This is a genomic window from Rhodopirellula maiorica SM1 (assembly GCF_000346295.1).
GTDB classification, from domain to species: Bacteria; Planctomycetota; Planctomycetia; order Pirellulales; family Pirellulaceae; genus Novipirellula; species Novipirellula maiorica.
On the sequence record NZ_ANOG01000581.1, the window covers coordinates 1 to 14,928 of the forward strand.

Consider the following 14,928-nt stretch of genomic DNA (forward strand, 5'->3'; position numbering starts at 1 on the left):
CATTGCTAAGTGTCAGCTGCCTTCTGACTTCTTGGACCGCACATCGATGCTCTGTGGCGAATTACGGGGCGTTCGCATAAACTTGACGACATGCTGCCTAACCCCACACGACTGATTCTGTTCACCGACCTCGACGGTTGCTTGCTAAATAAGCACGATTATGACTGGTCTGCTGCAGCGGCAACGCTGCAAATCCTGCGCTCGCGGGAGATACCGGTGATCATGAATTCCAGCAAAACGGTGCCGGAAATGACTCAGCTGGCCAGCGAACTGGGACTCGCCGGCAACCCGTTCATCTCTGAAAACGGCTCGGTCATCTGCTGGGGCAGCGAGTTGGACTGCGGCGTTGCGGGGGGAGACGCATTGGCGTGTTCGTCGGGTGAAATCGAAGTCATCGGTGCGTCACGCGACGAGATTCTCACGGTCCTCAAGGAATTAAAGGACCAATATCGCTTTCGTTCGTTTGCCGATCTGGGCGTCGACGGCGTGATCCAGGAAACTCAACTCTCACATGACAAAGCCCAATTGGCGATCGCCCGCCAGGGGACCGAACCGTTGTTGTGGGATGATACCGACGAACATCGAACGGAGTTCGAAAAAGCCTTAGGCAAGCACCAGCTGACATTGACCAAAGGGGGGCGTTTCTGGCACGTCGCCGGACAAACGAGCAAGGGTGTGGCGATGCAGCGAGTAGCCGAGCGTTTGTCTCACCCCGATAGCGCCACGTTAACGGCGGCGATCGGAGACAGTCCGATTGACCAAAGCATGTTGGATCAAGCGGATGTGGCGATTGGTATTCCCACACCATCTGGGCTCGGGGTCAACGTTGGTCCGCGTGGCATCGTGCCCCAACAGCAAGGCGCCGCGGGCTGGGCCGAAGCCGTCACTCAATTGTTGTCGCGAATCGATGCAGCCGCATCGGCGCAACAAAATTCTCCTCCCCTTGTCTGATCAAACGAAACACCATGGCTGACTTCGCGCAAAACGGCATTATTGGAACGCTGCACAATCTGCGGAATCGTTCCACCGAAGAACTTGAATCGGAGTTGGTTGAGTATTCATCAGAGACACCGATGTCGCTGTTGTTGCCGTGTTTGTTTTCCGAGCTGGAAGGGCCGGCGATGGGGCCGATCGTCCAAGAGTTGGCGAAGATCCCTTACTTGAGTGAAATCATCATCGGCTTGGACCGAGCCAACGAAGAACAGTTTCACGCGGCCAAACGCTTCTTTGACAAATTGCCTCAGAACTATGTCGTGCTCTGGAACGATGGCACTCGGTTGAGACATGTCGATGCAGCACTGCAGGCCGAAGGGATCGCTCCGAACCAACCTGGCAAAGGTCGCAACGTGTGGTATTGCCTGGGCTACTTTTTGGCCTCGGGTAAATCCAAAGCAGTTGCACTGCATGATTGTGACATCCTGACGTATGACCGTTCGATGCCCGCACGGCTTCTGTATCCGCTGGCCCATCCGTCGTTTCACTATCAATTCTGCAAAGGATATTACTATCGTGCGGCCGATGGAAAACTCAATGGCCGCGTGTTTCGCTTGTTAGTCATTCCCCTGATTCGAGCGCTCAAAACCGTGCTTGGACGTATTGAATATCTCGATTACATGGGCAGTTTTCGCTATGCCTTGTCGGGTGAGTTTTCGATGCGATCCGAAGTCGTCACCTCGCTGCGTTTTCCCAGCGATTGGGGACTGGAAATTGGCACGCTTTCGGAAATGTACCGCAACTGCAATTTGAACCGGATTTGTCAGGTCGATATCGCAGATGCCTATGACCACAAACACCAAGTCGTTTCTGAAGATGATCGCATGGGCGGATTGCATCGGATGGCCAACGATATCTGCAAAGCCTTTATTCGCAAATTGGCGGTCGAAGGAATCGTGATCAGTGGCAGCATGCTGCGAACACTCAAAGCATGTTACTACCGCACCGCGCTGGATGTCGTGGATCATTATCACAACGATGCCGTGATGAGTGGACTGAATTTGGATCGTCATCGCGAAGAAGCCACGGTCGAGCTCTTCAGTCGTGTGCTAGTGGCGGCAGGAGATGATTTCTTGAATCGTCCCGACGAGAGCCCGTTCATTCACAACTGGTCACGTGTGACCAGTGCGTTGCCCGATATCTATGAAATGCTTCTGGGTGCCGTAGAGGCCGACAACGCCTGATTTCGCGACCTTACCACGATTTGCTTGCCCGCGAGCGAAGACCGGACCTCGCAAAAGCTTACGATTAGGGAAGCGTTGTTCGCGATCACAGTACGGCTTACGAGAAATCGGGCCAAAGTATTCGCGTGCGTGAAGGTCCTTTTTTGCCCTGACGTCGAACTTTCAAGATCAAACGATTGTTGCCATGGATCCATCGGAAAAAGACGACTCCGCCATTCACTCACAACTTTCTCAGCACCTCCAGTTCCTGTATCCCGACGCCGATATCGAGCAATTGGCGAATCAAGTCGTCGCGATTTTTGACGATTTTCGTCCGCAGACGCCGCCTCCGCTGCATCAATTATGGTCACAAGAGGACTGTTTACTGATCACGTACGGGGATTCGATTGTCGACGAGGATGCCGTGCCGTTGGAATCGCTGCAGCAATTTCTGACTCAGCATCTGAAGGATTCCGTATCGGCCGTCCATGTGCTGCCGTTTTGCCCGTACAGTTCCGACGATGGCTTCGCCGTGATTGACTACAACCAAGTCAATCCAAAGCTGGGCGATTGGACGCAGATCTCGGAGATATCCGAGCACTACCGGTTGATGGCCGACATTGTCATCAACCATGTCTCGTCACATAGCAAGTGGTTCGAAAATTATTGTGCTGGCGTCGAGCCGGGCGCATCATATTTTATGGAAGCCAATGTCGGTGACGATCTGGCTGCCGTCGTGCGGCCACGCGCCTCACCGCTTTTGCGGCCCACCGAAACGGCTGCGGGTCTGAAACATGTCTGGTGCACTTTCAGTCACGATCAAATCGATCTCGATTTCCGCAATCCTCAGGTGTTGATGGAATTTTTGAAGATCATCCGGCTGTACTTGCAGAATGGCGTCAGCATCTTTCGATTGGATGCGGTTGGGTTTTTGTGGAAAGAACCCGGGACAAATTGCATGCATCTTCCTCAGACGCATGAAGTTGTCAAACTGATCCGCACGGTCACCGATGCGTTTGCGCCCGGCACCTTGTTGATCACCGAGACCAACGTACCGAACCACGAAAACTTGACGTACTTTGGCAACCGCAACGAAGCGCATGTGATCTACAACTTCAGCCTCGCTCCGCTGCTAGTGCACGCGCTGCTGACCGGAAAAACGGAGTACTTGAAACGGTGGATGATGAGTATGCCGCCTGCTCCGGTCGGTTGTACCTATCTGAACTTCACCGCATCCCATGATGGGATTGGCATGCGACCCGCCGAGGGTTTGTTGTCAGACGAAGAACAATTGCAGCTCGTCGAGACCGTGGGTCGTTTTGGAGGGAAAATTTCAACACGTCGCACCGCAGACGGAGGCCAGCGGGTGTACGAATTGAATGTAGCGCTATTTGACGCACTCAAAGGGACGATGGATGGCGAAGATCAATGGCAAGTCGAACGTTTCCTCTGTTCGCAAACCGTGATGATGGGGCTTGAGGGGATTCCGGCGTTTTACATTCACAGCCTGTTAGCCACTCCGAACGATCAAGCGGGAGTCGAAGCCACGCAGCACAACCGCAGCATCAATCGGCACAAGTGGAATTGGCAAGAACTGCAGCAGCAGCTCGGCGATGACAAATCGGTTCATCACCAAGTCTTTGCTGAGCTGACTCGTCGCATGCAATTGCGTCGTCGGCACGCTCCGTTTCACCCCAACGCGACTCAGTTCACGCTACAGCTAAGCGATGCATTTTTTGCGTTCTGGCGTCAAAGCACCGATCGCAGCCAAAGCATTTTCTGTGTGCACAACATGACCGACACGACGCAAGAGCTGCGGTTATCGGATTTGAATTTGATTTCGACGGACGCTTGGTACGACGCAATCTCAGGACTCCGCTTCGACGAGCAAACCACGGTCCTGGAAGTGACCCCCTATCAATCGCTGTGGATCACGAACCGCTAATCATCATGCAGCTGCTGTGACAAGATTAACGTCTAGTCGACCAGCGCGGTCGCAGACATGCCAATTAGCAATTTAAGCGTAGCGACCAAGAAGTAGTTCGTGATGTCTTTGGCTTGTCCGATGCTCCAAGAACGTTGAGCAGAGCGGTAATTTAGGGATCGAGTCGGATGAGCGTTTCACGAAGCGGTGACGCGACGCTCAGCTCGCGGCTTCTCCGCAGGCTTCATAGGGTCGGTCTAGAGTTGATCGCGACCGATTGGACGCGGTTCGCACGTTAAGGCTGAAACAACCAGCCACGCGTTTCAGCATGAGATTTCAGTTTTTTTGATCGCTTTTCAATTTGCTTGCGTCCGTGCTCGGAAAATCAATCAGCACGTGTTCGGGGAAAGGTTCCGGATCAGGAACAACCCTCAAATCTAAGCCTTCACATTCGTTGACACTCCCACCCAAAGCGCCGTCGGAAGCGTGGCCGAGCGTTTCGGTGTAGTGCTTCCACGCGGACTTGGCGTCGATCTGGTCACCATCATAGGTTGACAGTTTGTCTTCATCTTTTGGCGTCGGACGAAAGGCCTGTGAAGTGACCCTGCCTTCTTGAATAAAGGAGGGATGGATCTGCCGAATCAAAGTCGTTGAGGAATTCACTCGCCTGGGTCTCCAGGTACGAGCAAAGTTAATTGTTCGGCAAGCCACTTCCAGCCGTCGAGTGATGACAAGTCGATTTCACATTCGCTCTCGTCGTCACTACTCTGGTTCAGTGCATGCCAATACGCTGACTTCGATTTCAGGTCGATATCGAGCGTCGCCTCCCACCGATCGAGACTCCATTCCGCCTGCACGCCGCCTTCGCCCGTGGGATACAAATAAGGAGCAGGCAAACGGTCGGAGTAGTTTGCCTCGAATTGATCAGTCAACCATTCCAAATCATCGACTTTCGGTGCAACGCCTTTGCCTTCGAGCCATCCATTGGTCAGAGAAGTGAATTCTTCCAGTCGCGCGCCAACGTCCAAAGAGTCGAGCAGGCTAATGTGTTCAACAGATTCAAGACCGTCCAGTCGGCTGCGGCGATCGAATCGACCAACACCATCAATCATCACCCGAACACCCTGACGGAAGCGTTGGAAGGCATCTAAGATTGTTTCGCGGTGTTCGGATTGGATGGGTGCATCAATGATGCGCCCATCGATTAATTGCAATTGGAATCGGTCCTTCCGCTGGTCTGCCTCACAAACACTTCCCCGCACCGTGACTTCCTCGGTAAAGCCCTGAACGGAAGAGGCCGCCAGCGTTAAGTAGCGACGAGTCGCTCGGTTGATTCGTGCCGGACGTTTGGAGTCCGGATAGTTCAACTCCAATGCTTCACTGTCACGTAGGCTGCGTCCGATTCGATCGAAATAGGCCAAATGACTTTCTTGTAAGATTCCTGCAACCGAACCCTGGTGATGTGCTTGGTCAATCGCGGTAACTATCGACTCTTTCGCTTTTGCGAAGTACTCGCGATGGTCGACCGGAAAGAGCGTGCCCGTCACTGACGAAACGCACAACACGATTTTGGGAATCGCACTTCCATCGCCGATCTCGGTAACTTTCAACGAAACTTCTTCCGCGAATCCTTTCGGAATTCGCTTCCGTTGCGGGTTTTCATTTCGATAGTGCCATTTGGCAACTTCGACAAGCAGTTCCTCTAGCGCAGATAAGTCTTTCAGTACCTCAAGCGGAATCGAGTGCCAGTCAAAACGGTCACCGACTAGGCGAGGACTCAGAAAGTCAATGTTCTCGGTCATGAAATTGCGTGCCGCTAAACGATACGGCGAGGGAAAAGCCAAATAGCTGCCAAGTTTTACGTTCATTGTATGCAAATAGTTCATCAAGAGATATGTCACTCGATGGCCAGCAAAAACGAGAATGTCGACGTTAGTCTGCGCCGTCGCGATTGCCAGCCCCGACGGTGTAGACATGGCTACATCCAAACCATCAAGGATAAGGGTCGGCCAGTGGGATGGCGTTCGCGGATCGAGCAGACGGTCTTCGATATCCGACAGGCGTTTGCTGCACTGCGCAGAGCATGTTTTTGGCAGGCTCGAATTATGCTTTCAAACCAGCGAGGATTGCTTCAAAAGTTTTGGTTTGCTCGGCGTAGTGGTTTGATTTGTTCTTAAAAGGCGTCGCCAAGCTTCTCTCTTGGTTTCTGCGCACCCCGTTGTCTTAAATGCATCGACGAGAGATATGCTTCACACCAGATTCCTCCTAATGGCATAACTTGCTATCGATTGTCACCAAACTCCGTTTTGCGACAATCATGAACTTCCGTCAACATGTGTGCAGTGTCCTAGGCTCCTGACTCTGGATCGGAATGTTCAATGTCGGAGAGTTCAAAATAAAACTGCGTATCCCCGCACCTGTGGCTAGGGAGATTTCGGAATCCATTCGCAATGCGTTCGGTGCGGGCTACCAGCCCCTCATCTTGGCATCGGCGAACTGGCGACCGACTGTTCCAATAGGACGCCTGTTTTCTCGGGCGGGCTGTCGTCCGCTCAGCTTGTGGTGCCCTATCCCAACGGTCTCTCCGATCCGCGGCTATCGCTGGTTCCTTGCGGGGGGGATCCTGATTGCAGGCATCGAAGGATGGGTTGCGGTGAAATTGCAATGATTTACCAGCTGTTTGTGCAGTGAGGAGGGCGTGGAAACTTCCCTTTTTGTGCGATGATCAGCGGATTGTGTTGTTGCAGGCGGAGGAATTGGAAGCTATAGACTATAGTCTATGGAGTGTAACTTACCCCTAATGTGCAATTGCCATCATTCTCAATCCCTGCCTAAGGAGGCTGTCGTGAACACTAAAAGAACGATTCGTAAAGGATTCACGTTGGTTGAATTACTGGTGGTTATCGCAATTATCGGTGTATTGGTCGGTTTGCTGTTGCCAGCGGTCCAAGCGGCCCGCGAAGCGGCTCGCCGGATGCAGTGTTCGAATCATCTCAAACAGATCGGGCTGGGGCTGCACAATTACCATTCGACCTACCAAAGTCTTCCACCGGGCTACATTCGCTATCCGAAGCCCACTGCCCACGCGGGACCGTCGTTCAATAACAACACACGATCGCAGTGGGCGTGGGGCGCATTTTTGCTGCCACAGCTCGAAGAGGGAGCATTATTTGATGAATTGCGTGTGGGTCAGATTCCGCTTTCCACCGCGCTGACCGCCGATGGCAGTATCCTCGACAAAACCGAAGCGATTAAGAAATCGGTGGCAACATTTGTTTGTCCGTCCGATGACGGGCCGATGGTGCACATTTCGAACCAACTGTATGCCCCCGGAGGTCCTTGGATCACCGCGGTAGCGAAATCCAACTACTTGGGCGTCAACACGACGCGGCGATGGCACTCAGGCGGCCGATTGACCGGACCCGATCAAGGTGAATTCAGTCAATGGACCATTCCGCCCGGTCCGACCACCGCCCCCAACGGAATCTTTCTACGCGACAAAGCGATCAAATTTCGTGATGTTTTGGATGGATTAAGTAACACCATCGCGGTAGCCGAGCGAGTTTACAGCCAAGGAACACCGACGCGTGTGATTGATTGCTATGCCGGTATCTTCGTAGGAACGGATTCTGGAAACGAGCAATTAACCATCCGAAAAACCTTTGGCGGCTTTTCCTCGCCGATCAATTCGATCTCAGGAACCGAGTGCCAATATGGTTTTTCCAGTCATCACCCCGGTGGGATCATGACGCTGTTTGCGGACGGAAGTGTCCATTTCATCACCGACTCGATCGAGCACATTCGATTTCCAACCACCAACAATCGCGACGTCGATAGCGTGCTGGAGAAACTTGGGTCACGAAACGATCGTCTTGTCATCGACGAAGATGCCTTCTAAATCCGTTGGACGACCGTGTTTTGTATGGACATGTTTTTTTAGCGTTGCAGTGGAACAAGAGTTGATGAAAAATCGAATTTGGAATGGACTGTGGATCGGATGCTTGTCCGCATTGTTGCTCGGATGCGGCGGTGGACCTGAGCTAAGTGACGTCGAGGGAGTGGTCACGATCAATGGGAAACCAGCTCCGAACGTTGAAATCACCTTTCAACCCACCAGCGGTGGACGGGCGTCCGTCGGGATGACCGACGAAGAGGGTGAGTATGAGTTGATTTATAGTCCCTCGGCGACTGGGGCGATCCCGGGGCCTCACACCGTCACCATCGCTGCGGTGGAAGGAGTGCTTGCACCTGAGGACACTTCGACTGGATCCGAAATGCTAGAAGGGCCTGATAGCAGCGTCAGCGAATTTGCTGGGGTTCAAAAGAGCGTTACGGTCGAGTCGGGCAGCAATACAATCGACGTCAGCTTTCCGTGAGCCAGACGTGACCCCATCCACGAACCGAAGCTGAAGGGTTTGCAACGACAGTTCACTCAGTGCCGGGGCCACCGAGCAGCGGTTCGCCCGGTGCTCGAATTTCGGTGTTGGGCAAACCCTCGGGATGTTCTTGTTTGATGATCCCGATGGCCTCCATGGCGATCGACAGATGGTGTTTCTTTGTCTCGTTGTAAAACGCCACCGCGTCACCGGGCAGTTTTGGTTTTCCGTGCAGCGGCTTGTCCGACACGCACAACAGCGTGGCGTGGGGAATCCGATAGCGAAAACCATTGGCGGCGACGGTTGCTGATTCCATGTCGACTGCGATGCTGCGGCTGACCCTCAAATGTTCTTTGGTCTTCCGCAACATCAATTCCCAGTTACGGTCGGCTGTCGTATAGACCGCACCAATTCGATAACGCAAACCTCGTTGATCGAGTACCTGGGCAAGCGCGCGGTTTAACAGAAAACTGGGAATGATTGGTACTGATGGCGGTAACAATTCATCCAGCAAGTGATCCCCTCGCATGTAGCCTGTTGCCAACACGAAGTCTCCGATCTCTTGGTGGTTTCGCACGCCGGCACAGTGCCCCACCATCAACATCGCGTCCGGTCGAAGCACCGCCAAATGGTCAGTCAGGTTCTTGGCGTTTGATGGCCCGACGCCAATATTGACAATGCTGATGCCTTGGTTGCCGGTATCACGATGATGCAGCGTCGGCATCTGCACCCCGGCTCGTGACGATCCGACGCAATCGGGGAACTGCTCCGCAAAAGCGTCCATATGCATCTGATAATTCGTCAGCAAGACGAAACGCTGAAAATCCTCTGCCCGCGTCGCGGTGTAGTGTTCCAGCCGTTCGATCGATAATTCACAACGCTCGGGGCCAAACAGGAATACTTTCTTGGCCGTCAGATCGAACTCCGATTCGTCGATCATCTCCAACAACGTCGGCGAATTCAGATCGACGCGTGGCCGAGATTGGGTGATCGTGATTTCGGCGCCCAGCCGGGCTAATTTCAGCAGTTCTCGGCGTAGATACCAACGCAGTGCGCTGGGACGCGCAATCTTGCCCGACAATTCGGGATTGTGTTTGGACCAATGTCGGACCACATTGACTTTGGAATAAAACCCGTTCTCGTACGTCGCTTCCATTCGCTCGCACGCCAAATCGATTTGGCGACGCATTGCGTCCGCAGCCAGGGTCGGATCAATTTTAAATGGTTCACTCATGCCAACCAGTTTGATGGATCGCGGCCCAAAGCAAAAGCCCCGCGTGATTGACGCATTCGGACGGCAGTGACGTAGGGCCGGTTCCCAGCGGCCGCCCTTTGGGTCCGTAGCCGATGGAGTCGTTCGGTGTCAGGTTGCCGCGAGCAAAACCTTCAGTCGTGACCGGGCGACTCGCGGCCAATGCCATCTACTTTGGGTAGCGGTGCGGCGCAAGCCGCCCGGTTGCAGCGAGCAAAACGTTCGATTTTAACCGGGCGGCTTGCGCCGCTCCGCTACAAAAAACATCCGAGGCCGGTGGGTTGTCTGGCCTCAATAATGATCACTATTTCGTTAGCCGCACTTGTACCACCGTTTTGTCCTCTTTCGTCCTCTTTTTGATCTCGAATCCATCGAGCGACTCGAACACATCGCTGAGTTTTGAAAAACCATATTCACTGCGATCGAACTTGCCGTGCTGGGAAATGTAAGCTCCCACAGGGCCAAGTGGTGCCCAATCGCCTTCTGTGGCACATTCTTTCACCGCAGTTCGTAACAGCTGCATCTCTTTGGATTTCTTTTTCAGCTTTTTCACTGAACCGTTCTTTGACTGCTGCGACGGTTTGTCTTCTTCAGCTTCGTCCAAATGAACAAAATGGGTGCATGCATGCACAAACGGTTTGGGTGACGTCTTTAGACCGAAACCGATGACTTGCTTGCCCTCTTCCCGCAGTCGGTGAGCCAGAGGAGTGAAATCGCAATCGGACGAGACCAGACCAAACGTGTGGATGTTTTTGGTGTACAGAATGTCCATCGCGTCAATCAGCAGCGCCATGTCCGTCGCGTTTTTTCCTTGCGTCATGTCAAAGTATTGCTTCGCAGCAATTGCGTGGTGATGCAGTACGTCACGCCAACCTTTAAGCGAGTCCTTGGCCCAGTTCCCATAGGCTTTGCGGATATTAATGATGCCGTGCTTGGCCAGTTCGGAGATGGCTTGATGGATTTGCTTGGGAATCGCATTGTCGGCATCGATTAGTAGCGCGATGCTGTCACCCGAGTTGGTTTTGTTATGCATGAATGTTGGGGATCAAAAAAGAGGACGCCGAAAATGGGGACGCAGCAAAGGAACCTCCGATACAGAGTCGCGCTGCGCCGAGCGAGTGCCGCTGCCGAAGTCTAGCTCGGTTTTTGAAGGGGAGTGTCGCTAGGTCGCCTCTAAACCCGACATTCGGGGGGGCAAACAGGAAAATGCAAAAAATTGACAGATTTCGCGGTCAGCGTCCGCAAAAACGCCCCCAAAAACGCTTGTTTCTAAGGCCGCTGCCTGGGAACACACGGCTTCCGAAGCTCCCGCCTCGTTCTTTTCTGGCTCCGCAGGCAAAAAGCCCAATGCCATCCACTTCGCTGGTGAGACCCACCAGAGTTTCTGGTGTCTCAACAACAAAGACGGGAATTCTGGTGATTCCCACGACTCGGACATCCCCCAATGTTCGTGACACGAAGTGCCGAGCAACCGGACTGTGCGCAACTTTTTAAGCCGACAACGTGTTGAACCTATTTTGATTATCCAATGGAAACTAAAACATGTTTCGTTGTCCCACCGTTGTTCGACCAACAAGCGCGATCGGGTTGTTTTGGCGTTCCCTTTCGTTTTTCGACATAAGTAATTTCCATCGAGGCACTCGTAGGATGAATGTGATTTCACAGCAGACGGCAAAGCGGTGTCTTTGTGTCGTGAGTCGTATACTCGCAACGCTTTTAGCCGTTAGCATGTTCCAAGCCAGCGGTCAGCAGATCGCTCGCTCCCAATCAGCTGCCACTCAGTTACCCGATCAACCTAAAAGCAAACCCAGCGTCGAGATGTCTACATTATCATTGGATCGAATCTTTGGCTCGGATGAGTTATCAGCGGATCACCTGCCCGATCTCGTATGGAGCAAGAGATCCGATTCCTACTTTACGCTTGAGAAATCAACGGAGGTCGAAGGGGGGATCGACGTAGTCCAAGTCGACACGGCCCATGGCACCCAACAGACGGTTGTGCCCGCCAAGGCTTTGATCCCCAACGATAGTGAGACACCGCTTGCGATTGACGGTTTTCAGTTTTCGACGGATGAATCAAAGCTTCTCGTTTTTACTAACAGCAAGCGGGTGTGGCGACACAATACGCGTGGTGATTATTGGGTGTTTGATGTCGCTACCCAGAAACTGAAGCAACTCGGTGGTGACGCGGCACCGTCAACGTTGATGTTCGCGAAATTCTCTCCCGAGAACCTTCGCGTTTCCTACGTTTGTAACCACAACCTGTATGTCCAAGAGATTGACAGTCTGCAGATCACGCAACTGACCGACGATGGATCTGCTGAGACGATCAATGGCACGTCGGATTGGGTCAACGAAGAAGAGTTGGCGATCCGCGATGGTTATCGCTGGAGTCCCGATGGGAAATCGATTGCGTTTTGGCAATTTGACACCACCGGGGTGGGGCGGTTTCACTTGCTTGACAACACCCGCGGCATCTACCCGGAAATCACCTCGTTTCCGTACCCCAAAGTCGGTGAGAAAAACTCGGCGACGCGATTGGGCGTCGTTCGAATTGACAGCAGAAACGTCACTTGGCTTGATATTCCCGGTGACACTCGTGAACACTATCTGCCGCGAATGCAGTGGACGCCCGACGGCCGCCAACTTTTGCTTCAGCAGATGAATCGTTTGCAGAACACCAATCGTGTGATGCTCGCGGATGCTGAAAATGGCAAGACACAAACGGTCTTTACCGATACAGACGCCGCTTGGTTGGAAAACGAAAACCCAGTGCGGTGGATTGACGATGGCAACGCGTTTGTGTGGCTCAGCGAACGCGATGGATGGCGACATGCCTATCGCGTCAGCCTCGACGGCCAACAGGTGACCAAGCTAACCGATGGCGATTACGACGTGCTTGAAATTGACGCTATCGACGCAAAAGCAGGTTGGCTGTACTTCGCTGCGTCACCCGACAACCCGACTCAGCGTTATCTGTACCGTGTCCGGCTGGATGGTTCGGATCCCATGCGATTGTCGCCCGCGGATCAATCGGGATGGCACACCTACGCGATCTCCGATGATGCTCGATGGGCCGTACACACCTACTCGACATTCGATACGCCGCCAACGGTCAAGATGATTCGGCTCGAGGACCATAGTGTGGTTCGAGTCTTGACGGACAACGCCAAATTGCGAGCTCGACTGGCGGAATTAAACGTACCGACATCCGAGTTTTTTCGAGTCGATATCGGTGACGGGCTGCAGCTTGATGCATGGTGTCTGAAACCGACTGAATTGGATGAAACAAAGAAGTATCCGCTGCTGGTTCACGTCTACGGCGAACCGCACGGCCAAACCGTCAAAGATGTATGGCAAGGAGCACGTGGTCTTTGGCACGCGATGCTGGCACAGCAAGGTTATGTGGTTGTCAGTATCGACAATCGAGGAACCCGATCACCACGCGGTCGAGAATGGCGAAAATGCATCTATCGAAAGATCGGAGTCATCGCACCGGAGGAACAGGCCGCTGCCGTACGCGCTGTGTTGGACAAACGGAATTATCTGGATTCCAAGCGAGTCGGCGTGTGGGGCTGGAGCGGCGGTGGCAGCATGAGTCTGAACGCGATCTTCCGTTATCCCGAGCTTTATTCCACCGCAATCGCCGTCGCACCGAACGCCAATCAACTGCTTTATGATTCCATCTATCAAGAGCGGTACATGGGATTGCCCAATGACAATGCAGAAAACTATCGGCTAGGGTCGCCGCTGACCTATGCAAGTCAGTTACAAGGAAACTTGTTGATCGTCCATGGAACCGGTGACGACAACGGGCATTACCAAGGAACCGAGTATTTGATCAATGAATTGATCGCAAACAACAAGCTGTTTTCGGTGATGCCCTACCCTGCTCGCTCTCACGCGATCAACGAGGGAACAAATACCGTGCGGCATTTCTACTCGGTGCTGACCCACTACTTCAATGAACACCTCGCTGTTCCCGGTTCGGACGATTAGAGGTAAGACCAAAAAGTCAGAGCACCTGTTATGATCGCGTGTCGATCAACGACTTTGGGGTAGCCGGAAAACTTCGACGAGTTTTCCGAGCGGGGCGCCGATGGCAGCGAAGTGCAGTCCGTCGGGTGAGAAGGCGACGTATTTGACATAGCCGCTATCAGCCATCGCAAACTCTTGCAACATCGCTCCGCTCTCTGCATCCCACAGCTTGACGTTTTCCCGACCACCGCTAATCAGACGGTTGCCATTGGGCGAAAACGCAGCCGACCACAAGGTTTCGTCCCCTTTGCTCGTGGCCGATTGCATGCCCGTCAGCGTTTGGAAGAAATGGATATCGTAAATTCTTCCTACCGAGATCAAGCTGGCGTCGGGCGAGATTACAGCGAATTGTCCACTGCCGCGCGAGAGCGACATCCGCTGAATAATTTTTCGACTTGCAATGTCGATCACTGCCGCCACACGGCCATCGGTCATCATCACATGGCCGCCATAACGGCTGAAGCGGACTGCGGCACCCGAGTTAAAAGCGAAGTCGTTAAATCGCGCCAACACTTTGCCCGAATCCAACTCCCAAAGACAAGCGACGTTGGGCGAATGAGTCGTGAGCACATGTTGGTTGTCGGGTGACACGACGATCGATTTGATTTCACCTTGGTGGATCGAAAACTGTTTCTCTGGCTTCAATTCGCCTTCGTTGCCAAACTGCCACACCAACACATTGCCATCGAAGGATCCGGCAAGGAGCCGTTTTCCGTCAGGCGAAAACGTTACACTGGATCGGTTACCGCTGTCGATTTCGTATTCCGTTTTGGTCGATGCGTTGATGTCCATCACAGTGACGTTGTTGCTGCCCAAAGTGGCCAAATACGCACCGTCGTTGGAAAACGCTAGCCCCTTGTAGCCCCAGCGATCCGAGCGAAATTGGCGAATTGATCCCGATGCGGAGGGATCGTCGACTTCGATGGTTGCCATCGTCGGTGATGGCGATGCCGGCGACGTTGGATCGTCGGGCAAGAAAGGTTTGACCTGCGATTCATACTTTGGCATCGCGGCAAGGTAGGCCAGATCCTTGATGCTCAGACGCTGCAGCGGAACCGCGCTTACGGTGCCATCGGCTTTTTCCAAGTAGGCCTTTCCATCACGAACCGTCACCAGCTCGGCGTCGACATTCAGTTTGCCAGTGCGGTCGGTCCACGTTCGCCCAAGGGCCGTTGGAACGAC

At 53.3% G+C, this 14,928-nt stretch carries 11 protein-coding genes; 6 read left to right on the forward strand and 5 right to left on the reverse strand.

Going from position 1 to position 14,928, the window contains the following annotated elements; genetic code table 11:
* Positions 1-90 precede the first annotated feature (90 nt).
* From RMSM_RS18455 to RMSM_RS18465, 3 genes are all read left to right on the forward strand, one after another.
* Positions 91-951, forward strand: coding sequence for an HAD-IIB family hydrolase (locus tag RMSM_RS18455; RefSeq protein ID WP_008699585.1), 861 nt, complete (start codon positions 91-93; stop codon positions 949-951).
* A gap of 14 nt (positions 952-965) precedes the next feature.
* On the forward strand, positions 966-2,177 hold the full coding sequence (locus tag RMSM_RS18460) for a glycosyltransferase family protein (RefSeq protein ID WP_008699586.1): 1,212 nt from the start codon (positions 966-968) through the stop codon (positions 2,175-2,177).
* A gap of 184 nt (positions 2,178-2,361) precedes the next feature.
* A complete protein-coding gene (locus RMSM_RS18465; RefSeq protein ID WP_008699587.1) occupies positions 2,362-4,101 on the forward strand; it encodes a sugar phosphorylase in 1,740 nt (579 codons plus the stop codon).
* A gap of 315 nt (positions 4,102-4,416) precedes the next feature.
* Here RMSM_RS18465 and RMSM_RS18470 read toward each other — a convergent pair whose 3' ends face one another.
* Both RMSM_RS18470 and RMSM_RS18475 read right to left on the reverse strand, forming a co-directional pair.
* Positions 4,417-4,743: a hypothetical protein gene (locus RMSM_RS18470; protein ID WP_008699588.1), complete on the reverse strand. Its 327-nt coding sequence runs from the start codon at positions 4,741-4,743 to the stop codon at positions 4,417-4,419.
* Positions 4,740-6,056 carry a hypothetical protein gene (locus tag RMSM_RS18475; protein WP_008699589.1) on the reverse strand — a complete coding sequence of 439 codons (1,317 nt, stop codon included), beginning with the start codon at positions 6,054-6,056 and terminating at the stop codon, positions 4,740-4,742. The genes RMSM_RS18470 and RMSM_RS18475 overlap by 4 nt, the downstream gene beginning before the upstream one ends.
* An 869-nt stretch (positions 6,057-6,925) precedes the next feature.
* On the opposite strand from RMSM_RS18475, the gene RMSM_RS18485 reads away from it, so the two are divergent.
* Positions 6,926-7,978: a DUF1559 domain-containing protein gene (locus tag RMSM_RS18485; protein WP_008699591.1), complete on the forward strand. Its 1,053-nt coding sequence runs from the start codon at positions 6,926-6,928 to the stop codon at positions 7,976-7,978.
* A 64-nt stretch (positions 7,979-8,042) separates the two neighbouring features.
* Entirely contained in the window at positions 8,043-8,456 is a 414-nt protein-coding gene (locus tag RMSM_RS18490; RefSeq protein ID WP_144057762.1) for a carboxypeptidase-like regulatory domain-containing protein, read from the forward strand.
* Positions 8,457-8,508: 52 nt separating this feature from the next.
* On the opposite strand, the gene RMSM_RS18495 is transcribed toward RMSM_RS18490, so the two are convergent.
* The gene (locus RMSM_RS18495; protein WP_008699593.1) at positions 8,509-9,690 is read right to left on the reverse strand and encodes a phosphorylase family protein; all 1,182 of its coding nucleotides are present in this window, start codon (positions 9,688-9,690) and stop codon (positions 8,509-8,511) included.
* A 322-nt stretch (positions 9,691-10,012) separates the two neighbouring features.
* Positions 10,013-10,741 carry an NYN domain-containing protein gene (locus RMSM_RS18505; RefSeq protein WP_008699595.1) on the reverse strand — a complete coding sequence of 243 codons (729 nt, stop codon included), beginning with the start codon at positions 10,739-10,741 and terminating at the stop codon, positions 10,013-10,015.
* A 785-nt stretch (positions 10,742-11,526) separates the two neighbouring features.
* Between RMSM_RS18505 and RMSM_RS18515 the strand changes: the two genes are divergently transcribed.
* Positions 11,527-13,707 (forward strand): S9 family peptidase, encoded by a 2,181-nt coding sequence (locus RMSM_RS18515; protein WP_201767051.1) that lies wholly within the window; start codon positions 11,527-11,529, stop codon positions 13,705-13,707.
* A 45-nt stretch (positions 13,708-13,752) separates the two neighbouring features.
* Here RMSM_RS18515 and RMSM_RS18520 read toward each other — a convergent pair.
* Positions 13,753-14,928: SHD1 domain-containing protein (locus RMSM_RS18520; protein ID WP_040767964.1), on the reverse strand; the 1,176-nt coding region annotated here is incomplete at its 5' end.